The sequence below is a fragment of the Longispora sp. NPDC051575 genome, from assembly GCF_040681875.1.
GTDB lineage: Bacteria > Actinomycetota > Actinomycetes > Mycobacteriales > Micromonosporaceae > Longispora.
On the sequence record NZ_JBFAZP010000007.1, the window covers coordinates 623,861 to 648,236 of the forward strand.

Consider the following 24,376-nt stretch of genomic DNA (forward strand, 5'->3'; position numbering starts at 1 on the left):
ACTGGGACGGGTGTTCACGAACGAGGCGGTCCACGAGGTCACCCGGGCACGGATCGCGCAGTTCGCCCACGCCGTCGGCGCGACCCACCCAGCGCACTTCGACCCCGCCGCGGCCCGCGCACTCGGCCACCCCGACGTGATCGGCCCACCCACCTACCCCATCGTGGCGTGCCTGCCCGTCGTCACCACGATCCTCGACACGCTGGCCGTCAACCCACGAACCGGCCTGCACCTGGAACAGACCTTCCGATACTTTCGGCCGATCGCCGCAGGGGACCTGCTCGCGGTCACCGCGACCATCACCGCAGCCCGCCAGATCGCCGACAACCTCATCCTGACCCTGGCCATGACGGTGACGTCAGACGGCATCACCGTCACCCAGGTCCGCACCGCACTTCTCCTACGGCCAACCCCAACGACCACTGACGTAACGAGCACGTGACCGACCCGACGCTGACGCCGCGCAGACATCAGGATCCGGTAGCCGCCGACACGGCTCCCGCGCACGTAGCCGTCCACAGTCCTGCCGCGAACGCGAGGTCCGGGCACGCTCACTACCGACAGAGTGTGCGCTCCGGGGCTGGAATGCGGTGTGTGCGGCTGGCCCTGGCCGATCGGGCAAACGTTTCGATTTCGCGACGTCGCAGTCATGGGCTCGTTGACGAGTCATGGCGACGGGAAGGGTGGGTGCGGTGCCGGTTGGTGTGGAAATCGCAGCTAGGCGGCGGCGTCGGGGTATGTCGCGCCGGGCGGTGGCCGAGTTGGTGGGGCGCAGCGAGGAATGGTTACGGCAGATCGAGTCGGGCGCACGGGCTCTGGACAGCATCAGGACTGCCGTGCGCCTGTCAGAGGTGCTTCACATGCCCGATCTGTTGGTGACATTGAGTGTGTCGGGCGGGGTGTCCGCGCCACCGGTCGTCAACGATGCCGTGTCGGAGGTGCGGCGGGCACTGATGGACCGGCCGGGGATGAGCGCGTTCACCGACGATGGCGGCTCGTGGCTGGATGCCGCGGAACGCCTTCGAAGGGACGTTCCTGTGGCGTGGAAGGTGTGGCTGACTGCCCCCCGGGAACGGTTCTCCCGCACTATCGCGCGTATGCCGGGGCTGATCCGGGGTGCGATGGCGTCATCGCAGGTTGAGGAGGCGCACGCTACGGCGTTGGACGGTTGGCATCTGGTCCGTTCAGTGTTAAGCAGGGTGGGTGAGGCGGAGCTGGCGTGGCTGGTCGCGGATCGGTCGATGGGCTTGGCCGAGTCGACGGGGGACAGGGCGTTGATCGCCGCGTCGGCCTGGCACCTCGCGGGCAGCTATCTGCGGCGGGGGCACAACTGGGAGTCACAGCGGTTTGCCGTCGCGGCGGCACGGCGGCTCGCGCAGGGTAGCGGCCCGCCCGAGGATAGGGCGTTGGTGGTGTTGTGGGGAGCGCTGCACGCCTTGGCTGCCGAGGCGTGCGCCGCCGCGGCGGAGGCCCGTGTCGCCGCAGAGTTGCTGGCGACGGCGAGAACGGCCGCGGAGCGCATCGGCGGGGACGCGTGGCAGATGTTCATCCCGTTCGGCGTGACCGAGTACTCGATCGCCAGGGTGCACGTGGCGATCCGACTGGGCGGGCTGAGCGAGGCGCTACGCCTTGCGGCGGATGTGGACATCGCCGATGACTATCCGGTGGAGCGTCAGGTTCGGTACTACTTTCCCCTGGCTCACGCCCATTTCCGCCGTGGCGATGATGTCGCCGCGGTTTTCACCCTGACCAAGGCCGCAGCGTTGTCGGAGGAGGATCTGCGCTACGACTGGATGGCCCGCCGCTGCCTGGATGGCCTCAGCCGGCGAGGTAACCGGTCTGTGCGGCGTGAGCTGAACATGTTGCTCCAACTTGCCGACCGTGTGTCGGGAAACGTCAGCTGAACTGTCGCTCCAGGTCTGGATGTCTGTTCTCGAGGACCAGTGCCTGCGGTGTCGTCCGTGTCAGGCCCACCCCCATGCGGCGGTCATGGTGGCGGAGTGGTCAACGAACGTGGGGTCCAACAGAAGGGCCCCGATCTGGGCCATCGCGACGTCCGGGAGCAGCCCCGCAGAGGCGGGCTGGGCAAAGGTGAGGTACATGAGTTCGGCGTGCGGGGTGCCACCACGGACGACGACCGTGCGTCCTTCGGCCTCGACCTTGGTCAACCCGACCCGTTGCAAGGGGAGCGGGAAGGTCCTTGCCCAGGACAGATCCGAACCTAGAAGCCTGTGCCCAGCAGCCATCAGCGAGGCCAGCGCCCGGCCGTAGTCGCCGACCACCGCCGCCGCCGGCACCCAGGAGGTGGCCTCGACACACAGCACCCCGTCGGGGGACAACGACGCGAGGAGACGTTCCACAACGCGCTGCCGGTCAGGGAGGTGTTCCAGGACCAGACGGGCGTGAATGAGGTCGAATCTACCGGCCGGTGGTTCCTCACCCTGCACGTCATGGCGCACTACCTCGACAACGCCGCCATGGTGGTGGTCCATGAACCGGGTGTCGAGATCTGTGGCGACCACCCGACCAGCGGCACCGACCCGGGCGGCCATGGTAGGAAGGAGGGACCCGGTGCCCGCGCCGACCTCCAGGCAGTGCCAGCCGGAACTGAGGCCGATTCGGTCCAGGAGCGCGATCGAGTGCGGGTCGAACACTTCGGCGAGGAGATGGAGCCGACGCTGTTCGCGCTCGGAAGGAATGAACAGCTCCTGCCCCCACGGGACAACGGCATCTTCGGCGGTCATGATGGTCTGCCTCCTCGATGAGGTGGTGAGGATGGATCCACGCCTCGCCCGCTCACCGGGCCCACCGCAGCGGCCGTCCGCGCCCGTGACCGCCTCCAGGTGCGGGTGACTCCGGCGGCAAGCTGGGCCACACCGGCGGTCATGACGGTGAAATGGCGGCAACCGGTGAGAGTTTCGACCTCGGCGTCGGGGAACGCCGCGTGCAACGCGGCGGCGGCCATCACCACGCGAGGATGACTGTGTTGGCCCACTGGCAGATAGACAGGGACCTGCACCTCTTTCAGGGCGGTCCAGTCCAATTCTGCTCGCCGCCACGCTCGCCAGCACGTCTGCACATCAATGATCTGCTGCCGTGACCCGGAAAGCAGGTCACGTGTCCGCGGCCCGGCCGCTGGCGCGTATTTCGATGCCATTCGGTCCAGAGCGCGGGGAATCTGCTCGACCGGTAGGTTGACCACGCTGTCCATGCGCTGAAGAAACGCAGGCTCGTGTTGATGCCAGGCGTGGTTGCCGAGCCAGGCTGGCTCGATGAGGGTCAGACTCCGCAATCGCTGAGGGTAGTGCACCGAGAGCAGTAACGCCGCCGTGCAGCCACCCGAGATCGCCACGACGTGCACTGGTCCCGCGCTGGCGGCGGTGACTGTGTCAACGATGGCGCCCAGCTCGTCGGCGAGCTGGTACTCATCCCGCGGCCCTCGATACGTCTCGATCGGGTACGGCCGCACGACAGTGCTCACGTCCTCGCCCAGCCGGTTGATCAACGGCAAGTAGAAGGTGCCGTGCTCGCACAACGCCCCAGCCACGAACACGGCTACTTCCTTGTGCGCACCGCCGGACGTAGCAGTCGCGATCACGTGGCACTCCCTCCTGCGCGCACAGAAGTAGGCGCGCGCATCGGGCCCGACCTCAGGTGCGCGGCCTATACCGGAATATGGGTGACAAGTGAGTGAGGACTGAACCGAATTCGGCAGCCTATTGCTGGTGAATGCGAGTGAGTCAAGGCTAGAACGCGATGAAGGCAAACACTCCAACTATGATTGGACCCAAAAGCGCGACACGGATCGGCACACTACGGTTCGTGGTTCCTGCGCGGAGAAGAACTCGAAATTTCGCCGTCGGCACGCAAGGCCATCCCGCCCCGGCGGCGGTAGAGGCTCGCACAATGGGAATCCTTTTCTGAGCGTGCGAGGTCGCGGCCTGTGGGCTGCGACCTCGCACGTTGTGTCGTCTGCCTCTCCTACCGGCGCGGTGGCGGCGCGTCTCCGACCGGTGAACTACCAGCGGTTCATGGTGAACACAGCCGACGCCATACCGCCAAGAAGATCGACACACGTCGCTGTTCTGATGAGTGGAACAGGCTCTCCCCGCAGCCGCGGCGCCGGCGGTGACCCTTGCCAGACCGGATGGACCAACACCCTGCTTGACGCCGAAACTGGGAACACCGAACTCCTCAGCCGCATGACAGCTTGCCCCATTGGATCACCAATCGTGAAGGATGGCCGAGAAGTAGCTCATCAGACCATCTGAGTCCGAGGTAGGTCAGTTCCAGGAACTCCCGCTTACTAGGCAACACTACTTGCAGTAGCTGTAGAGTTACTTGAAAGCAGAGGTTTTCCTGCTGACCGAGTCTGGAGCTCCGGACGTGGACCCAGGCCGCGCTCACGGCCGTGGCGCTGGCCCGGGCGGTCGTGGACGAGCACCGCCTCCGCGACACGACCCGTGACTGCACCGCCTGCCGGCGCCGTTGGCCGTGCCGGGCCGTCACCCTCGCCACCACCACACCCGACACGCCGATGACGCCGTAGAGGCTCAGCGAGCGGCTCAAGTTCCCCACCATTTCGCGGTGAGCATCCATGGCGGTTGTACCCGACAAGCCCGGCCGGTGCCTGCGCCCGACTACAGGCTCGGCAGGGTGCGTCCGGGCGGCAGGAACAGCGGTAGCAGCCGATCGGGACCGGACGAGCCCGCTGCGGTTGAGGCCAGGAGGTTCAGAACCCGGCCGCAACGCAAAGCCCGCAGGACCATGCCGTGGGCGTTGGCGACGCACAACACTGTCCCGTACTCGGCTGCGACGGTGTAGGAGGTCGCCAGAGCCAGCGGCAGATGGTGACTACAGGTCCGGGCCGCAGCCAGGTCGATGACGATCTCATCGGGCGGCCGGTTACTGGTGATCGTCGCGAGGATCAGCCGCGCCAGATCCTCGACCGCCTCGACGGAAAAGCCCCGCCGGCCTCCAACCGGACCAGCCGCGCTCCGGCGAGATGCGTGGTGAGGGAATATCGCACTGACTGCCCCGATATCGGTCATCGCCCCGCCATGCGGCGGTGCGCAGTGGGCAGCGGGGTCCGGGCCGGTGTACTTGCGAGCTTACGCGCAACCAACCCGCGACACTTCCCCGCCAGATCACCGAAGCGCACCGCCCCTCGTCGGCGAAGCGCGTCCGACACTCTTCGCCAGCTTTTGGTCACGGCCCTGGGACGGTCAAGGCTGCGAAAGCATCGCCAAGGTTCGCAATCACCCTGTTCACAGCGTCCCACCGTGGTCACGGGAGCTGGGATCCTACAAGCGCGCGGACCGCGACGTCGCGGTGGACGTCGACGGTGCGGTGCCCGGACTGGGAGGCGCTGGCCCTGCGGGCGCGGAGGTCGCCGGGCCGGTGGGTGACGCTGCCAGCCGACCAACACCACCCCGGCGCGCTGGTCGCCCTGCGGGCCGGGCGGCTGCCCGACGTGCCGCCGGCAGAGTTCGACACGCGACGGTGCGCGGACCGTCGCTCGGTGGGCCGCGCCTGGATCTCCAGATCCGCACCCGGACCCCACCGCCGGCCGCCGGGCTGGAGCCCAGCGGCAGCGGGGTGTGCGACTCCGGGGGCGGGCGATGAACGGCCGGCACCTAGCGGCGGCGGGCGCTGCCGCCGCGTACACCGGGACGGTCGCCGCGACGAACGTGACCACGTCGACGTTCGGGGTGATCACGGTCGCGGGGCTGTCCGCGCCGGCTGGGGTGCTCCTGGCCGGAGCGGTGTTCGGCCTGCGGGATCTCGTGGATGAATGGGCCGGGCGGCCGGCGGTGTTGGTGGCGATGGCCGCCGGCACCGCCGTGTCGGCCGCGGTGGCGAGCCCCGCCCTCGCGCTGGCGTCGGCGGTGGCGTTCGCCGTGTCGGAGTTGGTGGACCTGGCGGTGTACTGGCCGCTGCGGTCCCGTGGCCGGATGCTCGCGGCCGTGGCCGCGTCCAACGCGGCCGGGCTCGTGGTCGACAGCGTGCTGTTCCTGGCGCTGGCGTTCGGGGGCCTGCACCTGCTGCCGGGGCAGGTAGCCGGCAAGGCGTTCATGACGGTGCTGGCCGTCGGCGTCCTGGCGGCCGTCCGGCTGCGCCGTGAGCGGGGCCTGCCATGAGGTTCTGGTTGGGCTCGCATATGCCGAGCTGGCTCACGAAGGTGAGCGTGCCGCTGTTCATCAGCCATCGCCGGCTGGCCGGACGCCGCTCGCTGCCCCGCGCGCTCGGCCCCTGGGCGCTAGATAGTGGTGCCTTTTCGGAGATCAACCTGTACGGCGAGTGGACGACCACCCCCGCCGCCTACGCCCGGTCGGTGCGCCGCTACGTCGAGGAGATCGGCCGTCTGGAGTGGGTCAGCCCTCAGGACTGGGTCTGCGAAGAGGTGGCCCGCGCGAAGACACGCCTGTCGGTCACCGCACACCAGACGTTGACGGTCGCCAACTTCGTGGCGCTGCGCGAACTGCTGGGGATGTTGGTGGTTCCGGTACTCCAGGGCGGGGACACGGGGGATGAGTACCTGCGCTGTGCCGACATGTACGAACGTGCCGGCGTCGACCTGGCCGCCGAACCGGTGGTGGGGCTGGGCTCGGTCTGCCGACGCGGGAGCTCGCGGGAGATCACGGACCTCGTCGGTGCCCTGGCCGGCAGCGGCATCCGTCTGCACGGCTACGGCGTCAAGCGCGCGGGCATCGACCGCATCGGCGACCGGCTGGCCAGCGCCGACTCCATGGCGTGGAGCTTTCGGGGCCGGCACGTCCCCGGTTGCTCGCCGGGGCACCGCAGCGAGGCCAACTGCCTGAACTTCGCGCTCGCCTGGCGTGCCCGCCTGCTCGGCGAGCCGGTGCCAGACCTCGCCGCGACGGAGGTCGGCGGATGAGCCACGACCACCCCATCACCCGCCACCGGGTACGAGCCGCACAGCGGCCGACGGGACGGCGGGCTCTGGCCGCGATGGTGGCAACCGCTCTGCTGATCCTGGCTGCGACCCTCGCGGTGCCGGCGATCGAGCGGCGCACCCTCCGCCACGACGCCAACCAGGCGCTCGCGGAACTCGTGCCGCCCGGCTGGGGCAATCCGGCCCGCGACGGGCTGGACACGCTCATTGGCTGGCGGCTCGACCAGCCGGCCGCGAGCACCGCCACCGTCGCCGACCGCGCCCGCGCCGCCGGTTGGACCGCCCGTCCGTGCGGTCCGGGGATGTCGTCGTGCTGGACCCGGGACGGCTACACCCTCACCACCGAGGAGCCGTGCCGGCCCGGCACCCGCCCGTGCCGGCTCCGGGTCGCCGTGTCCTGGACCGACCCGTGGATCCGCGACGCCCTGCTGTTCCCCGCCGCCACGGCCGTGCTGCTGCTCGCAGCGGCCGGCTGGTGGGCGCACCGCCGCCGGAACACCCCGGCCGATCACCCCTTCGAGCCCGGCCGCACCGTCCGGGCCATTGACCTGTTGAGGAGTACCCCATGACCCGAACCACCCGCCGTGTCCTGGCCGGCGCGATCGTCGTGCTGATCCTGTGCCTGGCCGGCGCGCTCGTCAAGCCGACCACCGATACCGACCTGCACCACCAAGCGGTCGCCGAGATGCACGAACTGGTCCCCGCCTGGGGCACCACCGAGGTGACCATTTCCGAGCCGGTCCGACAGCGCCACGCCTCGATCGGCTGGCGCACCGTCACCACCGGCGACGACCCGCACCCGGTGAGCGAGGCCGTGCAGCGCGCCCACGAACACGGATGGCAGGATCGCCAGTGCGGCTCCGAGACCTGCCTGTACAAGGGCCAGTACAACATGCAGATCGAGCCGGCCCCGTGCACCGCGGGGAGCACCGGGGACTGCGGGCTCGCGGTGACGATCAGTTGGACCCGGCCGCTGGCGGCGTGGCGCCCGCTGGCGATCGTGGCCACGCTCGTCGTCGGGACGGTCGGCCTGTACCTGATCGTCGCCCGCGCCCGCAGCCGCGACACCACCGGCGAGGCAGGCTGATGACCCGAACCGCAGCCGCGAACTCACCCACCTGGTGCTGTACCTCCTCGCCGGGTGCGGATTCGGCGGCGCGCTGTCGGCACCGTGTACTTCGCGGTCCGGCTTTGGCGCGCGGGCGAACCCGGGACGGCACGTCGTGATCGGCTAAAACTGGCCCGGGGAACTCATCCTGGTGACAGTCGTCGGGGTTCCTGGCGGATCATGCGTGTGATCGGGTCGTGGATCTCCCAGCGGCTGAATTCGAGGTCCGTCAGGTTCGGGGTGGCCCCGATCGCCCGGGGTCGCCACGCTGCCAGAGGCCGGGTCCAGCTGACGAGCCCTAGGAGCGTGATTCGCGACTTCGAGTAGACTGCTTCCGTGTCCCCCGTCGATCCACGCATCCAAGCAGCACTGGACCAGGTGGATAGCCGGGGCTTCCTGGAGCAGATGTTTGAGCTTGCCCGGGAAGTGTCCGTACTGAACGACGGCGATTGGGCTCAGACTCGCGCCGGTCGTCGTTACCGAGGCTCAGTCGCCCGATTCACCAAGCTGAAGCCCTTGGCCGACCTCGACATTTGCTGGTGGGTCGCTGGTACCAAGCCCGTAGCCATCATTGATCACCAGGACTGCGAGCCGGACGAGCTTCTCAGCCAGCGCCCTGGTCGCCTGAACCGTGTCACCCGACGCCTGATCGATGCCTGGTCGCGTGCACATGATGCCGGCAAGCTGCACCCTGCGTTCACCCTTGAGCCGACCGGCGCGCAGAAGGTAGCCACTCATCCTGAACTGGATTGGGAGCGGGTGTCCCCGCGCAACTTGTGGTGGGCACAAAACCCCGAGTTCTTCCGCCTCGACCAAGTAGAGGCACTGGCATGCGGAGAGTGGCGACCTTGCCTCCCTCCGGCGGCAACGCCAAGCGAGACGCAAACTAGTCGGCCATCAACGTTGCTTCCCGACTCCGCAGCCGTTTGCTTTGTGCTCTTCGTTTATGCCCGTCTCATGCGCCTCGTGGCGCTTCCGGCTGCCCTGCCGTATCCCACAAGGTCACCCGGGAGTGCCGTTGCATCCTCACGTCGCACGCCTCGTGGACCGAACCACTCGCAGTCGACATGGTCGATCTGCGGACACCTCGCCTGGTCCTAGCTGGGACGGGGGTTCCGCCCCCAACCCCCGATGGAGCGGTAGAGCGGTGCAGTGGTGGATGGCTGTAATTCCGGTCGCTACGGCGGCCACAACCTTGGGCGTTCCCCGGATCATCTCCGCACTGGGAACGTTCCTCAACGACCGTGCAGTCCGCAAGCGGCTCATGAGTGGCGTCACCGACTCCAGCGAGCGGGAGTTTCTGCTTGAGTACGCTCGAATCCAGAGGGACCGGACGATCGCCGTATGCCGAATGGGCCGCAGCGCTGAGGTAGCGCCAAGTGGTCAACCCGCTGTCGCAGGTAGACGGGCCGCTAAGAAGGCGCTTCCGTCCGGGGCACCGCACGAACAGGCCACCCCGTAAGCAGTGAGCCGTCTGGTGAGAGTTGGTAGTGGCCCGGGGCAGGTGGAGCATCGGTATGTAGTCGGATCGTCTCCACCTCGAACTCTTGAAGTGCGCTGAGACGGTAACCCCCGTCGGTTCTTACGGTTAGCAGGAGAGCAACTCGGGGGTGGAGCAGTGGCGGCTCGTCGGCGCCGGTTGAAGCCCGGCTTCGCCACGGTCCGCGACATCGTGTCGTATCTGGCGGGTCTGACCATCATCGGATACGAGGTGTTCGTCAGCGAACGTGTCGACGGCACTGCCATCGTCGTGGGCATGGCACTGATCGGCCTGCCGCCCGCACTCGGCGGCCAACCGCCCGCTGATCCGCTCTGATCAACCAGCCCAAGTGGCCGAAGGCCGCACGCCAAGCCGTCGCCGTTGTCGTCGCGGTAGTCCTCGGTGTCGGGGAGTGCCTAGCCTAGGGCACCCTGGCCGACGGCATGAGCGTGCTCGCTGTCGTGGCGATCGTGGCCGCGGCCTCGCACCTGTCGTACAAGACGGTAGCCGGCCACATTGCCGGTGCGGTCGAGCGTGTGACCAGCAGGAAGACTTGAGGCTGGGTTCATCTATGCAGGTGGCGTGACCGGCTAGTAGCGGACACCGTTGAGGTTTGCGCCGCGAAGGTTCGCGTATCGAAGGTCCGCGCCGTGAAGGTTTGCTCCCGAGAGGTTCGCATCCTGAAGATCAGCCCCGCTGAGGTCCATGAATGCAAGCGAGGCACCGCTCAAGTCTGCCCTTTGAAGATTCGCATTCTTGAGGCTGGGGGTGTTCGGGAATGGGGCACCAGTGCTGGGCTTGCGGGTGCGGTCTTGCTCCGGCTCGGAGCTGGTAGGGGTTGGATCGACCACTGACGGTGGTGCCTCCGCAGGGAGTGCCAAGACCCCTAGGCCGACTTGGCCAAATCCGACCAGGACGCCAACGAATCCCGTCCACAGCGCTGCGAGACCGATGAAGCGTGCGGACCATCTAGCTTTGGGAGAGCGGGGAGGAGGCGACCATCGTCGGCTGCGATTATCTTTCGACGGATTTGCTGGCAACGTGTCCATCCTCAATGCTCAGCGAAGGGCTCCACGACGAATTATAGAGCCATCGATGAAACGGCTGGGACCTGCCGCCGTTGGGATGGGCTTAGTTCAGTTCGGGGCCGGGATCGTCTGCGTCGGTGGCGAACTCTGGATCCCACTCAGGTACCAGGTTGGGGTCCTGCGATGGTTGCGAGCTTGACGCGGGTGTTGGTGGGGTCGGTGTGGGGCCGTGGGGTACGACGGCGGGCACTGGAACAGAGGGTGTCGGTTGGGATCGCTCGGTGGTGAGCCCGGCAAGCTGGCTGGTGAGGTAGGTCCACGCTTGAGCTTGCCTGCCGGCGGTCTGCGGTCGCGGCCCCAGCGGGGTGAGGTCATCGACCTGGTACAGGTCTCGGTAGGCGGCGATGCCTCCGGCCAGGGTCCGCCACTTCTCCCGGGCGGCAGGGCTGTTCGGGACGGGCCCAAGAGTTGCCGCCCACGGTGGCGGCGAAGCTGCGGTGGCGTCGGTGAGGTTAGTGACCCGGTTGCGGATCGCGCGGACCATGGCCTGGCTGTAGGCGGGAAGCCCCGGCTCGCCGTCGGGCCCGAACGATCGGGCCGGCAGCCATGGGGGGAGGCCGTCGGCGGCGGGGACGGTGCGGGTCGCTGTGTGGATGACCCGGTCGTACAGGACAGCTGCGGGGTCGTCGGCGGAGTGGAGTTCGCGCTGGGCGACGACGGCCGGCAGTAGCGTCTCCAATCGGTATCCGGCTCGCTGTGCTTCGGCGAGGGCGTGGCCGAGCGCGCCGTACGCCTCGGATTCGATGACGACCTGGGCGAGGTCGGCGGGCAGGTGCCGGTGCAGTAGTAGGTTCAGGTCGACGCTGCTGTAGACGGTGCGGCCGTAGTCGAGTTGGCCGGCGAGGGTGTGCAGGGACGCGGCCTTGTCCTGTTCGGCGGCCAGGGTCTGGGTCGCCGACAGTTCGGCGGCCTGGCGGGCGATGGCGCTGGCCAGCACCTCGTGGCCCTTGCGCTCCAGCGGGGCGGGGCGCTCCAGGTCGACGTCCAGCGGCACGAACGTGGGCGTGTAGAGCAGGTTCGACTCGGCTCCGCGGGTGGCGGCGGCGTACAGCTGTTCGCGGGTCATGGTGTCGTGGACCAGGGAGTGGCCGGTGTCTACCGTCATGCCGAGCGCCCGGGTGACGGTGGTGGCGTAGCCCAACTCCACGCTCGCGGCGACGTAGGCGGCGGGCAGGGTGACGGTGCGGCCGGAGTCGAGGTGGCGGACCCGCAGTGACCCGTCCTCGGCGCGGGCCAGCACGGCAAACAGGTTCCCGTTGCGGACCCAGTGGGTGCCGAAGCGGAGCTTGCGGTTGTTCTTGCGGGTGACGATGCGGTCGCCGACTCCGGCGGTGGTGCCGTCGTGCAGGGTGACGCCTTCGGCTTCGACGGTGCCGGCGGTGACCCGGTCGGCGCGGGCGCGGGCGGCGAGGTCGGCGGCGTCGGAGGTGGACACGGTCATCATGAGGCTGGTCTTGCCGGCCGCTTCGTCGCGGCTCCAGTTGGCGTACATCTTCTCCCGGAGTTCGTGGTCGGTGCCTTCGATGATGCGGCCGTGCTCGGCGTAGACGGTGGCGACGCGGATGTCTCCGGTGCGGATGCGCACGCTGGCCTTGCGCTCCCACTCGTTCTTGAACCGCCACACGCTGGTCAGGCGGGTACCGTGGCCGGACTCGTCGAGTAGCCGGATCGCGCCGCCGGCCTCGATCGCAGCCAGTTGCATCCAGTCCCCGACCAGCAGCAGTTTGCCGCCAACCCGGGCCACCTCGTGGCGGAGCCGGTCCAGGGTCAGGGTGCCGACCAGCCCGGCCTCGTCCACGATGACCAGGTGGCCGGGCTTGAGCTGCCATTTCTGGTGGGTGGCGGTAACCTCGGCGTGGATGCGGGCGAGGGTGCGCCTGGCCTTGGGGTTCTGCGATTCGTTGTGCCGGCGGGTGATCTCGACCAGGTACTCCAGCCGCTGCCGGGCTCCGTCGCCGACGGCTTCGTACATCCACTTGGCGATGTTCTCCGCCTCCAACTCGGTGGAGGCCGACAGGACCCCGGCGGCGTTGGCGCTCAGCGCGAGGCCGAGCACGGGGCCGCGCGATCCTCCCCACGCCTTCACGAGCGCCTTGAGGGTCGTGGTCTTGCCGGCCCCGGCGGGGCCGATGAGCAGGGACAGGGAGGTGCCGGAGTGCGCGAGGTCGCGGATGGCGTCGACCTGGTCGGGCGCGAGGACGTGTTCGGCGGCGGCGATGGCGGCGGTGACCGCCTCGTGGGGCACGGTCGGGCCGGGCATGGTGGCGGCGGCCAGTAGCCGGTCCTCGGCGGCGAGCACCTGCCGGGAGGTGTAGACCTCGCGTGCCGGGTGCCGGAACACACTGCGGGATTGATCCAGCACCGGGAACGGGGTGTCGATGGCGGGCCCGGTGGTGTCGGCGCTGATCGCGGCCGGGCGTTCGGGCCTGGGGGTGGTGGCCTGCGGGTCGTCGGGGGCCGGCGGGTAGACGGCCTCGAACACCGTCATGGGGTCCAGGCCGACGGTGACGGCGAAGTCCATGGCCGCGCTCGCGCCAACGGTCGGGTCGGTGTCGGCGAGGTCGCGCAGGTACGGCAGCACCTGGCGCAGCGCCCCGACGCGGCGGGCGATGTCGTCGTGGGCGGCGATGTCGGCCAGCGGCAGGGACGTGGTGATCTGGTCGATGATCGCGGCGGCGAGCGGGACGGTCATGGTGGTCAGGACGCGGGCGGCGTGGTCGGGGCCGCGTTCGGCGAGCAGGGACGCCGGGTCCGCGCCGGACGGCAGCGGGGCGCACAGCAGCGGCCCCGCCCAGCGTTCTTTGAGGAGGTCGTAGGCGCGGCGGGTAGCTTTCTGTCCGGCGGGGTCGCCGTCCAGGGCGACGATCAGCGGGGTGCCGGTGGGCACGGACGCGACGAGCAGGTCCACCTGGCGGGCGGTGAGGGCTGTGCCCAGCGGCGCGACGGCGGCCACCCTGCCGGTGAGCTGGTCGACGTCGTTGAGGCGGGCGACGGCCAGCACGTCGGCGGTGCCCTCGACTAGCAGCACCTTCTGCGGCCCCTCGACCTGGAATTGCTCGGCCAACCCGAACAGGGAGGCGGACTTGTCGAAGATCGCGGTGGCGGCGGTGTTCTTGTACTTCGGCAGATCGGCGGCCCCGGACAGGTCCCGGGCGGTGAAACCGATGATCCCGTGGCCGTCCCGGATCGGGAAGACCAGGCGGTCGCGGAAGGCGTCGATGAGCGTGGTGCGACGGGTGACGGTGGCCAAACCGGCGGCGAGAAGTTCGGTGTCGGTGAACCCGGCGCGGCGCAGGTGGTCGAGCAGCCCGGTCCAGGACTGCGGGGCGTACCCGAGCGCCCACGGCTCGCCGGGCCCGGAAGCGGCGGCGATGCCCCTGCTGGACAGGTACTCCTGCGCGCGCGGCCTGTGCTCCAGGTGGCCCCGGAACCAGGCGGCGGCTGCCGCGTTGGCCGCGTACAGCCGCAGCGTCTCGGGGCTGGGCGCCACCGGCTGCTGCATCGGCTCGGGTGCCGGATGCGGGTCGGGTTCGGGCGCGCGGGGAGCCGGAATCACCACTTGGGGGGCGGCGGCAGGGGCTGCGGGGACGGGGGTGCGGCGGCCGTCCATGCCCCGGATCAGCTCGATCGGCACCGGCACCAGGTCCGGCGGGGTCAGCAGGAGACTGCCGGCGACGGCGTCGCGCACCACCTGCTCGACCAGCGCGGCCCGGTCCTGCTCGGTGGCGGCGTGCAGGTGCCGGGTCGCCCGCTGCGCCTCGGCCTGAAGATGGCGGATGGTCCAGGTGCTGCGCCGGTCACCGACCACGGCGATGACCTCGCGGCCCAGCTTTCTGATCTCCTCCGGGGTGACCTCGGCGGCGGCGACCGTGCGCCCCAGCGCTGAGGCCAGCATCGCCCGGGGGCTCTCCCCGAGCACGTCGGTCGCCACCCGCCACCACTCGGCGCGCTCGGACATCTCGGTGGTGGTGGCCTTCTTCGACGGCCGGGACGCCAGGGTCGCCTGCTGCGCCAGCTTGTACTGGGTGGGCTTGTCCGGGTAGTGCCCGTGCTCGCGGTGGTAGTCCGCGATGAGGATGTCGTAGGCGCGCTCGATCTGCTGCCGGCGGGCGGAGAACTCTTCGATCAGCTCGACCGGCACGCCGTCGATCTCGCGGATGACGCGCTTGCCGTCCAGACCCGTCCCGAGCCGGGTGCCGAACTCCACGCCCAACTGCCGGCGGAGCTCGTCCTCCAGGTACGTGTTGTACAGCTCCGAGGCTGCGACGGTGGCCCGGAATAGGGTCGTTCCGTCCAGGGCCAGCCATTTGCCGGGCATCCCGGCCAGTGGCTTGGCGAACACCTTGTTGGCGACGACGGCGTGGGTGTGCAGGTCCGGTTGGAGCGCGCGGGAGGTTCTGTGGTCGAACGCGGTCACGATCAGGCCCTCGACCTCGCGCCATGCTGTGCCGTTGGTGCCGTCACGGGCACCTGCGACTTCGTCCTCCAGCCACGTGATCGCGGCGGCCACGGCGGCGTGGTGGGCGGACTCCACCGCCATCCGGGTAGCCGCGTCACCGAGTGCCCACACGACGCTGACGGACTTCACGGGAGAGAAAGTGAGGTCGTAGCCGGCGATGGCCTGACGTTCGCCCTTGGCCTTCTCCTCGACCTCGATGGCTTCGCGGGTCTCGGCGGTGACCGGTCTGCCGGCCGTTTCGAGTTCGGCCACCCGATCGGCGACCCGCTCGTCCACGGTCCGGTACTTGCGGTAGGGACGCCCCAGAGTCAGCGCACGGTCGGTCTCCCGCTGGAGACGGCGGCTCAACTCGGGGGTGTACTTCTCGTGCCCGCCGTACTCGTCCAGCAGTCGGTTCCAGAGCGTCTTGTACTGCTCCTGGTAGTTGGGGTGCTTGCCGTGCGCGAACAGGGACTCCATCTGCGCTTCGGAGACCTCGCCCGACAGTCCCAGTGCCGCTGCTCCGCGGCCTGCCCAGCGGCCTGCCGGGTTGCCCGTGCCTGTGTAGTAGTCGCCCAGTTTCTTGGCGGGTCCGCGCAGTCCGGGGGCGCCGTCGGTGGTGCGGGTGGCATCGTGACGAGCGACCTGATCGGTGAGGTACTTGTACCCCGATCCGGCCGCGAGCGGCTTGATCGTCATCGTCACAATTCGACGGTGCCCCTGTCACATTCTGTAATGCAAGAGGTGTGCGAGGAAGAAGGGGCGTAACGGGCAGTGTGGACGGTGCGCGGGACGGGGCTGGGCTGGCGGGCAGAGAGTCGGAGGGGCGGGAGCGGCGGTGAGGTGCGGGGCGCTGAGCTGCCGTGATGCGGCGTGTAGTCCAGGTGGAGAGCGTGGTGGGGTGCTGCGTGTGGCGACGGTCGGGGAACGGTGCGACCGGTGAGGGGCGCGCGCAGAAACCCGGGTCCGCCCGGGTCCTGGGCGGCGACGGTCGGGCGGTCGCGTCGGTACCGTCGGGCGCATGGCACGCACACGAGCGGAAGATTTGGAACTGAAACGACAGGCTGCGGCTGCGGTCGCAGCGTTCTCGGGCACGGTCGCCGACCGGGTGACCCGCGTCCTGGTCGCGGGCGAGGACCGGACCCGGGCGCGGGCCGCGCTGGCGGACGCTGACCGGCGCTATGGCGACGAGCTGGCGGGCCTGGTCGCGCTGGGCCTGTCGGCGGACATGGTCGCCGAACTCTGCGCGGTCCCGGCGGGTGACGTGCCGCGTTCGCCGGTCGCGCGTCCGGGGCGGCGCGCGGCGCGGCCCGGTGACTCTGGTCCTGGTCCTGGTGGTGATGGGCGGATGCCGGGCGGGCAAGGCTGATCGCGACCGGACCTCAAAGATGATCTTGTATTCCAGGTAGACGTGGAGGAAATGAGTAGGGTAAACTAGGAGTGTTTGCAAGGGAGGGCAACCCCGGGCGAACACGAAACCCACACACAGGAGGAACGAATGAGCAACGCCATCCGCTGGACCCACCGGGGCGAACACGTGATGTCGATGGAGGCCATAACGCTTCAGCAGGATCGGGACGAGAGCATCATCCGCCCGAACCTCGGAGGCTGGGCCAACTCCCTGCGGCGTACCGCCAGTCAGATCGCCGACCGGCGGGACGGGCAGACTCCGGGACTGCCCTTCGAGTTCGTGATCTACCGCCCGGACGCACAGGGTGTGTGGACCGCGTTCTACAACCGCGCTGCGCTGGACAAGTGGCTTGCCGCGTACGGGATGACCCTGGATGTAGAGCCGGAGCCCGGTACGTCGTTCCGGGTGATGCTCCCGGCGACGGATGAGAACTGGCAGCCTCTGCGTGACCCGGATGCCGACGGGGTCGAAATCGAAAACGGATACGTCGTGGTCGACACCGGCGAGTGGGTCAATCGTCGTACCGGCGGGCTCGCCGTTGACGTCAACGACGCGTACAAGGCGTTCGCCGCGCGGTTCGCGGAGATCGACCGGTATACCAACCCGGCTGACGACTCGATCGTAGAACTGTTCATCACTGCACGGGTCGGTAACTCCGACTGGCGAAACGATGACTTCGCGGTCGTGGGCACGGCTGACGGTGGCGGCTTGGTGAACCTCTCCGACGACGTCCGGACGCTGCGGTACTACGACCGGGACCACGGGTCCATCGCGTTCGTGTTGACCGACTGCAACGGCGGGCAGCGCTACGCCGACCCGGTCGCGTACTGCGACACCGTCACCGAGGGCGGTTACTGGCAGACCAACGAACTGTCCATCACCTGCTCGGCTGACGGTGGGCACGGCTGGTACCTGCGGGCGGGCGAACTGACCACCGAGACGGGCACCTTCATCACGCTCGCTGACGCTGGGTTCCCGGACCGGCTGACCACCAACAACGACGACTACGACTCCGACGCCTACGGCGACAACAGCGTGATCTGCCCGACGCACCGTCAGCCCTGCGGGCTGACCATGACCGGCTGCTAGTTCCTACGGCGCTCGACGCCAACCACGAAACCGGCCCGGGGGCGGGCTCACGCCCCCGGGCCTCCTGGAATCGCACACCGTAGGAGTAGGTCATGGCACGTACAACCATCACGCACGTTCGGGCCGTGTTCCGGCGCGCGACTGCTGCCGCTGAGGCTGCCGGGCTCAACGTCACCGGCTGGTACTTCGAGGGCGGGTCGAAGATCAACGGCGTTACCTGGAAGCTGCACACCCACAACGAGGAATGCACGAGCGTCGAACTCAGCGGCTGGGGACGCAACTTCCTCGGGTGGACCGCGCAGGAGGCGTACGACACCCTCCTGGCGCTGGCCGGTGCCTGGGAGGCGGTCGCCAGGGTCCGGGACTCGGTCCCGGCGGCCTGAACCCACCGGGTGCCCGGCGGCAGAGCCGGGCACCCGCTCCCCGATCTACCTGGCACCTCCGGCCGGACCCGGACCGGCCCCGATGCCCACCTGTTCGTAGACAACTCACCCCGACAGCTTGAGGAGTTCCATTCCGTGACCACGAAACGCAGGCGACCCCCGATCGGCGACCCGTACAAGCGCGCCGTCGTCCTGGCCGAGGCCATCGCGGCGACCTGGGGCCGCTCCGCCAGCGGCGGCAGCGACCTGGAGATCCCCGTCGGCGTCGTCGCCGCGCTCGCCCTGGTCCGCCCGGCGGATCCGAACGAACCCGACCCGGCCGAATTCCTCCTGGCGCTGGACGCCGACGGGTTCGCCGAGACGCTCCGCACGATCTGGGCGACCTTCGCGGCGGTCCGGCCGGACCTGTCGCCGAATGTGTACCCCGTCCGGAACTGGCTGTGGGAGGACCGCCCGGCGCGCATCCTCGACGCCGCCCGCGACGTCGGGCGCACGGCCGTCGACCACGGACTCCTGGACCTGGTCGCCGACTACCGGATGGAGATCGACGTGTTCGGAACGCTCCTGGTCGAGCTGCGCCCGAAGTCGGCGATCTCCGGGCGCGGCCAGTACTACACCCCCCACCCGGTCGCCGCAGTGATGGCCCGGATGCTGCGGCCCAAGCCGGGGGAACGCGTCCTGGAGCCGGCCGTCGGAACCGGCGGGATGCTCCTCGCCGCCGCCGAAGCCCTCCGCGCGGACGGGCACGACCCGGCCACCGTGAAGTGGTACGCCAACGACATCGACCCGATCGCCATCGCGTGCCTGGCGGTCAACGCGCACCTGTGGGAACTCGGGCCGCACGTGCTGTTCGCGGTCGCCAACGCCCTGACCGAACCCGACTGGATCCCGGGCGCGCTCGCCGCCCGCGACATCGCGATCAGCGAGGTCCGGGCTGCCAGGATGGTCGCCGCATTCCAGTCGCTCATGGGAGCGGAGGGTGGACACGAACTCTCAGAGTAGGGTAAGCTAGGAGTATTCGACCGGGAGGGCAACCCCGGCGGATGGACGAGAACCCACACGATGGAGGAACGAAACGTGAACGAAGAACCGAACAACTTCAACGCCCTGGTGGGCTTCGCTCTGATGGACCTGGACGGCTCCGTGATCGAGGTGAGCGCCCACGAGTTCATGACTGCGCTCCTGGGGGAGGGGTCGAGCTTCGACCCGGCGGCGTACGGGCGCTTCGCCGAGGTCCAGCCCCTGCTGGACCGCCTGCACCTGGCGGCCGAGCCGGCGCTGACCCGGGTGGGGCTGCGCGATGAGTACCGGCGCTGGTCCCGACGGATGCCGCTGGGCTGGCGCGACCTGCTCCCCGCGACCGAGGGCGCCGTGGACCTGGCCACCGAGGTCGTCACCCCCGACAAGCGCGCGCCGGGCCTGCCCGAGGTGATGGGCGCGACCGTGTTCAGCGCCTGGGTGGCCGTGGCCTCCGCTTGCGCCCGGTACGTCGAGAACGGCCCCGGCGCACCGATGCTCTGGGAAGTCCAGACGGCCGCACTCCAGGCCGAGCGGCTGTACCGGTGGATCGCCGAGGGCCGGTTCACCTTCCTGGCAGACAACCTGATCTAGCGACCCGGTGGGGCGCGGGATCAACTCGCGCCCCACCGTCACCAGGAGGTGAACATGTACCAGCACCAAGACGCCGCAACCGTTCGGGCGCTCGTCGTCAACAGCCACCAGGTCCGCCGGGCCGTCGACCTGGCGGGCGGCGCGGTAGAGCCGGCCGTCACGCCCAAGCACATCCCCCAGATGCTGGCCTGGGATGTCACTGCGGTCATCGCCGCACCCGACGGCTACGAGTTGACGCTGCGGTTCCGGGCGTACTCCGACACGGCTCCCGACGCCGTCATGGCGAATCCGGATCTGCCGCTGTGCCGCCTGTGGCTGCCGTCGGCACAGCGCGGCACCTTCCACCAGACGATGGACGCCGTGGCCGACCGGCTGCGGGAGTTGCGCCGGTCCGACGCGGCCGAGGTCCGCTCGCTCATCGTGGGCCTGGAGGTCCCGGGCGGACGGATCACCCTGGAGGACTGCGACCAGGTGACCGGGCTGATGGCCCGGCCGTCGGCCGCCGGGTGGACGCGGGCCGCCGGCATCGTCCTGGACCGGACCGGCACCCGACTGCTCGACGCGGTGCGGGTCTTCGACCTGGGCTACCCGGACCGACCCGACACCGGGGGCCGATGGTCCCGGGTGCCCGACGCGGTGACGCTGTACGCGGCGCTGTGCTTCGGGACCGGACTGGTCGACAGCGCAGCTACGGCCTGGGAGATCGCGCGGATGCGCACCTGGCATCAGCACCGAAAAAGCAGTTGACCAGCAACAATTCAGTAGGGTAAGCTAGGAGTGTTCGTGAGGGCGGGCAACCCCTCGCGAACACTCACCACACACAGGAGGAACGCAATGACCGACATCAACCAGGCCACACCCGAGCAGCCCGAGCAGGAACTGCCGCCGCTGCCCGCCGACTACAAGTGGGTGGCGATCAAGGACCTGAAGAAGAACAAGCTGAACATCCGCCCGGACGCCGAAGCGCTCCAGGAGATCGTGGACGTCCTGGTCGCCGAGGGCGCGAGCGGAATGCTCGCCCCGCTGATCGTCGTGCCGACCGACGACGGTCCCCTGATCCTCGACGGTGAGCAGCGGTACCTGTCGGCGGTGGCCGCCAAGCAGACCCACGTGCAGGGACTCATCCGTGAGGACCTGGTGGGCAAGGTCGACCAGATCACCGCGATGCTGCGGACGCTGACGCGCACCGACCCCGGCAAACTGGCCACGGCCACCGCGATCCGCAACCTCGCACTGGAGGGCCTGAGCGACGCGGAGATCGCCAAGAAGATCGGCTGGCGCAAGCCCAAGGTCGCCGCCGCCAAGAAGGTCGCCGAGATGAACCCGAAGGTCGTCGCCGACCAGCGCAGCCAGGGCCTGGACCTGCTGCAAATGGCCGCGATGGATGACTTCGCCGGCGACAAGAACGTGACCGAGCAGTTGCTGAACGAGGCCGAGCGCGGGCCGCTGCACTTTGACCGGCAACTCAAGCAGGCCCAGACCCGTAAGGCGCTGGCCGAGGCGCTGGCCGCGCGGACGAAGGAACTCCAGGCGGCGGGCGTCAAGGTCCGGGCCGGCTGGATCGAGGCGTCCATGAACAAGACGTGGCTGCCGCTGAACAAGCTTCAGCACGACGGCAAGAAGCTCGACGCGCACGCACACCGCACCTGCCCCGGTCACGTGATCAACCTCCGGGAGGCCGGCGGGCAGGTGTCGGAGACGGCCTGGTGCTCGGCGTTCAAGGCCCACGGCCACCGCCAGGTGGTCGACGGCGCACCCGTCGGCGGGAAGATGACCGACAAGGACAAGGCCGAGCGCGCCCGGGTGATCGCCAACAACAAGGCGATGGAGGCCGCCAACGACGTGCGCGTCACCTGGCTGGCCAACCTGCTGGCCTCCGACGACGTCAAGGGCGGCGAGAACGTGATCGCCGAGGTGATGCTGAGCCAGACGCTCGGGCACCTGCGCTGGAAGGGCGGCCAGCGCGAGCTGCTGGCGACCCTGCTGCGCAAGAAGAAGAACGCCGAACTGGCCGTGCCCCGGCGCGGCGCGGCACTGACGGTCCGCTTCGCGCTCGCCTCCGCCCTGGCGGGCCTGGAGCAGGGGATGGGTCGCGAGTCCTGGCGAACCAACGACCGCCAGGGCCTGGCCGCCGCCGCGCTGCTCCTGCGGTTCTGCGTCGCCAACGGCTACGACCTGGCGGACGTGGAAAAGATCATCCTCGCCACCGTCGAGCGCCAGGAGGCGGCGGAGGTCGCCGCGAAGGCCAAGGCAGCGGCCAAGCCCGTCGCCCCGAAGACGGCCAAGACGGCGACTGCCAAGGCCACTCCCGCGCTCCCGGCCGCCGACCCGATCGCCCCGCAGACCGTGCCGGACGGACCGGAGCCCAAGGTCACGGTCCCGGACAGCCCGGCAGAGCTGGCCGAGGCGGTCGAGCGTGAGCCGGCGCTGACCGGCTGAGCAAGCAGTGCCCCCCGGATCCCGGGGGCACCACGGGCGATCACCCTGAACCACAAGAGTAGGGCAAGTTAGGAGTGCCAGCCCGGGAGGGCAACCCCGGGCCGGCACTCCACCACACAGGAGGAACAAACATGCTCGACGGATTCGCCACCATCACCCGAGCCTCGGGCGACCTGCGCGAGCGGGCGGTCACCGTGCAGCCGGAGCTGGCGCACGCCACGGCCAACGCCGTCGCCGCGCTCGACGTCCTGCCGTGCGCGGCACTGATGGGCGGGCTGCCGTCCCGGGCGGTCTCGCAGACCTTCGACGTCGCGTTCGCTCAGTACCCGGCCGTCATCGGCTACCACCGGGCGGTCGCCGCACGCACGGACTGCGGCTGCCCCCGGATGTGCTACATGTTCGCCGCAACGGTGTTCGAGGCGCTGGTGGACCTGTGGGCCACCGCCGAGGGATACACCCGGCACCCGGAGCACTTCAGCCTCCGCCTGGTCGACAACGCCTACAAACTCATCGGCGACCTGGCAGCCGCGCTGCGCTACGACGAACCGGTGTACGCCCTGGACCTGCGCCCGGAACCTCGGCCGAGTCGAGGCGCGGCCTGTGACCAGCGGTCTACGGCCATCGGGTGCTGCGCGGCCGGGAACTGCAACGCCGGCTACGACGACGCCACCACAACCACCGTCGAGGACCTCGAAGAGGACTACGACGACGAGGAGGTGGGCATCCGCGTCTGCTGCTACGAGGGCTGCGCCCGGTGCGACAACACCGGCGTCCTCTACCCCTGACCGCCAGGGCGGGGCGGACCGCACTGGCCCGCCCCGCCCCAACTCTCCGACTTCTAACCGGACCTAGAAAGGAACAGCTCCGATGATGGACACCCGGATCGTCCTGCCGCTGTCGAGCGCACTCCCGCCGATCGCCGCGACCGTCTCCGTCAACCCCTCCACCGGCAGGGCGACCTACCGTGTCACCGGCCGCCGCCTGGCGGGCGCGTTCGACATCTACCCCCACACCGACCAGCACGCCGCCATGCCCAACCGGCTGACCGTGATCACCGGCACCGGCACCGGCACCGACGGTGTCCTGGGCCGCCGAGCGAACCTACCGGTCGTCAACGGCATCACCGTCCGGGCCACCGCCACCTGGACCGTCGACCAGATCAATGCACGCGCGCCGCTCGGGCCTCGACGCGCAACCATGAGCTGCAACGGTCGGTCACGTCGTGCGTCCGCCGGCCGCACGGTCCCGATCGACACCGCCAGCTACACCGCCGCGATCATGAGCGCCCTGGTGCGTGACTACGCCACCCGGACCGACCTGCCGGACCTGCTTGCCGCCGCCGCGCTCGTTACCGGCCCGACCCGGCTCCGCGCGCTCAACACCCACACGATCCAGCCGCTCGCCGAGCAGATCAGCGACCTGACCGCCCGGCTGGCCACGCACGAGTCCGTCGCCGCCGAACTGGCCGCGCTCCTGGGACAGCACCCGACCCGGAACGCCCGCCGACCCCGCCGTAAGGCGCGGCGCCGCCGGATGGCCAACCGCCGGCCCGGCCGCCGCGCCGGAAGCCGCGCACCCCGCGCCCGCCAGCACTAATCCGCACGTCCGTGCCAGCGCCGGAGGGCAACCCGGAGCCACCACGGATTCACCACACCACCCGGAGGAACACACCATGACCACCCTGTACCTGCGCGCACCCGATCCCGACTGGCTGACACAGCCCGGCGTCCCGCTCGCACTCGACCTGAACCAGTTCACCGGTCGGGCACTCCCCGCCGCCGCCACGGAATGGCTCCTGCACTCGGGAACCCCCGCCGAACTGGCGACCGAGGGAGCCCCGAAGCTGACCGCCCGCCAGTACGCGGCCGAGGTCCGCCGCCTGGTCCTCGACGTCGGCCGCCTGGAGCACGTGAGTTCCCAGAACTGGGACTGCTCCCCCCTCGCGTTGTCACGGACCACCCTCGCCGTCGGGCACCACCAGCGCAACACGATCTCCAACTACCTGGCGCTGCGCGACCTGCTCGGCGACATCGTCTTCCCTGTGCTGGAGGGGGCCACCGCCAGCGAGGTACTGCGCTGCGTCGACCTGTACGACAAAGCGGGGGTGAACCTCACCCGCGCGGACCTCGTCGGACTCGGATCAGTCAGCCGCCGCAAGCCCGCCGCCGACACCGCCCGCCTGATCGACGCGCTCGCGGCCATCGGCCTGAACCTGCACGCCGACGACCGCCACGACCTGATCGGGACGACGGGGAACCTGGCGGCGGCCAGCACCGCCGCCTGGACAACCGGGGCCGCCACCAGCGACCCCCTGCACGAATGCACGCGGGCCACCTGCGCCCACTGCCACCTCACCGCGCGCCTCTGGCACGACCAGCACGCCCTGGCAGGGGTGGCCGCGTGACGCTGCACC

At 69.6% G+C, this 24,376-nt stretch carries 23 protein-coding genes and 1 pseudogene; 18 read left to right on the top strand and 6 right to left on the bottom strand.

The window, feature by feature from the left end; genetic code table 11:
- Window positions 1-10 precede the first annotated feature (10 nt).
- The 3 genes and pseudogenes from AB0M43_RS23825 (at window position 11) to AB0M43_RS23835 (ending at window position 1,904) form a co-directional block, all read left to right on the top strand.
- Complete coding sequence (locus tag AB0M43_RS23825; RefSeq protein ID WP_363727950.1) at window positions 11-442, top strand: MaoC family dehydratase N-terminal domain-containing protein; 432 nt, start codon at window positions 11-13, stop codon at window positions 440-442.
- Between the two features lie 226 nt (window positions 443-668).
- Window positions 669-857 (top strand): annotated as a pseudogene (locus AB0M43_RS23830) (helix-turn-helix domain-containing protein); the annotation flags it as partial.
- A 3-nt stretch (window positions 858-860) separates the two neighbouring features.
- Window positions 861-1,904 (top strand): hypothetical protein, encoded by a 1,044-nt coding sequence (locus AB0M43_RS23835; protein WP_363728034.1) that lies wholly within the window; start codon window positions 861-863, stop codon window positions 1,902-1,904.
- Window positions 1,905-1,964: 60 nt separating this feature from the next.
- On the opposite strand, the gene AB0M43_RS23840 is transcribed toward AB0M43_RS23835, so the two are convergent.
- The 3 genes from AB0M43_RS23840 to AB0M43_RS23850 form a co-directional block, all read right to left on the bottom strand.
- Complete coding sequence (locus AB0M43_RS23840; RefSeq protein WP_363727951.1) at window positions 1,965-2,744, bottom strand: class I SAM-dependent methyltransferase; 780 nt, start codon at window positions 2,742-2,744, stop codon at window positions 1,965-1,967.
- Window positions 2,741-3,598, bottom strand: coding sequence for an alpha/beta hydrolase (locus AB0M43_RS23845; protein WP_363727952.1), 858 nt, complete (start codon window positions 3,596-3,598; stop codon window positions 2,741-2,743). Before AB0M43_RS23845 ends, AB0M43_RS23840 begins: the two co-directional genes overlap by 4 nt.
- A gap of 1,042 nt (window positions 3,599-4,640) precedes the next feature.
- Window positions 4,641-5,051: a hypothetical protein gene (locus tag AB0M43_RS23850; RefSeq protein ID WP_363727953.1), complete on the bottom strand. Its 411-nt coding sequence runs from the start codon at window positions 5,049-5,051 to the stop codon at window positions 4,641-4,643.
- Between the two features lie 570 nt (window positions 5,052-5,621).
- On the opposite strand from AB0M43_RS23850, the gene AB0M43_RS23855 reads away from it, so the two are divergent.
- The 4 genes from AB0M43_RS23855 (at window position 5,622) to AB0M43_RS23870 (ending at window position 8,003) form a co-directional block, all read left to right on the top strand.
- Window positions 5,622-6,140 (top strand): VUT family protein, encoded by a 519-nt coding sequence (locus AB0M43_RS23855; RefSeq protein ID WP_363727954.1) that lies wholly within the window; start codon window positions 5,622-5,624, stop codon window positions 6,138-6,140.
- Window positions 6,137-6,898, top strand: coding sequence for a hypothetical protein (locus tag AB0M43_RS23860; protein ID WP_363727955.1), 762 nt, complete (start codon window positions 6,137-6,139; stop codon window positions 6,896-6,898). The genes AB0M43_RS23855 and AB0M43_RS23860 overlap by 4 nt, the downstream gene beginning before the upstream one ends.
- 74 nt (window positions 6,899-6,972) lie before the next feature.
- Complete coding sequence (locus tag AB0M43_RS23865; RefSeq protein ID WP_363727956.1) at window positions 6,973-7,485, top strand: hypothetical protein; 513 nt, start codon at window positions 6,973-6,975, stop codon at window positions 7,483-7,485.
- The gene (locus tag AB0M43_RS23870) at window positions 7,482-8,003 is read left to right on the top strand and encodes a hypothetical protein (RefSeq protein WP_363727957.1); all 522 of its coding nucleotides are present in this window, start codon (window positions 7,482-7,484) and stop codon (window positions 8,001-8,003) included. Before AB0M43_RS23865 ends, AB0M43_RS23870 begins: the two co-directional genes overlap by 4 nt.
- A gap of 507 nt (window positions 8,004-8,510) precedes the next feature.
- Here AB0M43_RS23870 and AB0M43_RS23875 read toward each other — a convergent pair.
- Window positions 8,511-8,762, bottom strand: a complete 252-nt coding sequence (locus tag AB0M43_RS23875; protein WP_363727958.1) for a hypothetical protein — start codon at window positions 8,760-8,762, stop codon at window positions 8,511-8,513.
- 880 nt (window positions 8,763-9,642) lie between these two features.
- On the opposite strand from AB0M43_RS23875, the gene AB0M43_RS23880 reads away from it, so the two are divergent.
- Window positions 9,643-9,840, top strand: a complete 198-nt coding sequence (locus AB0M43_RS23880) for a hypothetical protein (protein ID WP_363727959.1) — start codon at window positions 9,643-9,645, stop codon at window positions 9,838-9,840.
- Between the two features lie 254 nt (window positions 9,841-10,094).
- Here the strand turns inward: AB0M43_RS23880 and AB0M43_RS23885 are convergent, their stop codons facing one another.
- Together AB0M43_RS23885 and mobF are read right to left on the bottom strand one after the other, a co-directional pair.
- On the bottom strand, window positions 10,095-10,553 hold the full coding sequence (locus tag AB0M43_RS23885; RefSeq protein WP_363727960.1) for a pentapeptide repeat-containing protein: 459 nt from the start codon (window positions 10,551-10,553) through the stop codon (window positions 10,095-10,097).
- An 82-nt stretch (window positions 10,554-10,635) separates the two neighbouring features.
- A complete protein-coding gene (gene mobF, locus AB0M43_RS23890; RefSeq protein ID WP_363727961.1) occupies window positions 10,636-15,729 on the bottom strand; it encodes a MobF family relaxase in 5,094 nt (1,697 codons plus the stop codon).
- 322 nt (window positions 15,730-16,051) lie between these two features.
- Between mobF and AB0M43_RS23895 the strand changes: the two genes are divergently transcribed.
- The 10 genes from AB0M43_RS23895 (at window position 16,052) to AB0M43_RS23940 (ending at window position 24,367) form a co-directional block, all read left to right on the top strand.
- A complete protein-coding gene (locus AB0M43_RS23895; protein ID WP_363727962.1) occupies window positions 16,052-16,399 on the top strand; it encodes a hypothetical protein in 348 nt (115 codons plus the stop codon).
- 129 nt (window positions 16,400-16,528) lie between these two features.
- A complete protein-coding gene (locus AB0M43_RS23900) occupies window positions 16,529-17,530 on the top strand; it encodes a hypothetical protein (RefSeq protein ID WP_363727963.1) in 1,002 nt (333 codons plus the stop codon).
- 92 nt (window positions 17,531-17,622) lie between these two features.
- Window positions 17,623-17,913 (top strand): hypothetical protein, encoded by a 291-nt coding sequence (locus tag AB0M43_RS23905; RefSeq protein WP_363727964.1) that lies wholly within the window; start codon window positions 17,623-17,625, stop codon window positions 17,911-17,913.
- A gap of 135 nt (window positions 17,914-18,048) precedes the next feature.
- A complete protein-coding gene (locus AB0M43_RS23910) occupies window positions 18,049-18,915 on the top strand; it encodes an N-6 DNA methylase (RefSeq protein WP_363727965.1) in 867 nt (288 codons plus the stop codon).
- A 75-nt stretch (window positions 18,916-18,990) separates the two neighbouring features.
- Window positions 18,991-19,524, top strand: coding sequence for a hypothetical protein (locus AB0M43_RS23915; protein ID WP_363727966.1), 534 nt, complete (start codon window positions 18,991-18,993; stop codon window positions 19,522-19,524).
- A 54-nt stretch (window positions 19,525-19,578) separates the two neighbouring features.
- Window positions 19,579-20,271 carry a hypothetical protein gene (locus AB0M43_RS23920; protein ID WP_363727967.1) on the top strand — a complete coding sequence of 231 codons (693 nt, stop codon included), beginning with the start codon at window positions 19,579-19,581 and terminating at the stop codon, window positions 20,269-20,271.
- A gap of 87 nt (window positions 20,272-20,358) precedes the next feature.
- Window positions 20,359-21,963 (top strand): ParB N-terminal domain-containing protein, encoded by a 1,605-nt coding sequence (locus AB0M43_RS23925; protein ID WP_363727968.1) that lies wholly within the window; start codon window positions 20,359-20,361, stop codon window positions 21,961-21,963.
- 131 nt (window positions 21,964-22,094) lie between these two features.
- Window positions 22,095-22,748, top strand: a complete 654-nt coding sequence (locus tag AB0M43_RS23930) for a hypothetical protein (RefSeq protein ID WP_363727969.1) — start codon at window positions 22,095-22,097, stop codon at window positions 22,746-22,748.
- An 82-nt stretch (window positions 22,749-22,830) separates the two neighbouring features.
- Window positions 22,831-23,559 carry a hypothetical protein gene (locus AB0M43_RS23935; protein WP_363727970.1) on the top strand — a complete coding sequence of 243 codons (729 nt, stop codon included), beginning with the start codon at window positions 22,831-22,833 and terminating at the stop codon, window positions 23,557-23,559.
- A gap of 76 nt (window positions 23,560-23,635) precedes the next feature.
- On the top strand, window positions 23,636-24,367 hold the full coding sequence (locus tag AB0M43_RS23940) for a hypothetical protein (RefSeq protein WP_363727971.1): 732 nt from the start codon (window positions 23,636-23,638) through the stop codon (window positions 24,365-24,367).
- The last annotated feature ends 9 nt before the right edge of the window (window positions 24,368-24,376 follow it).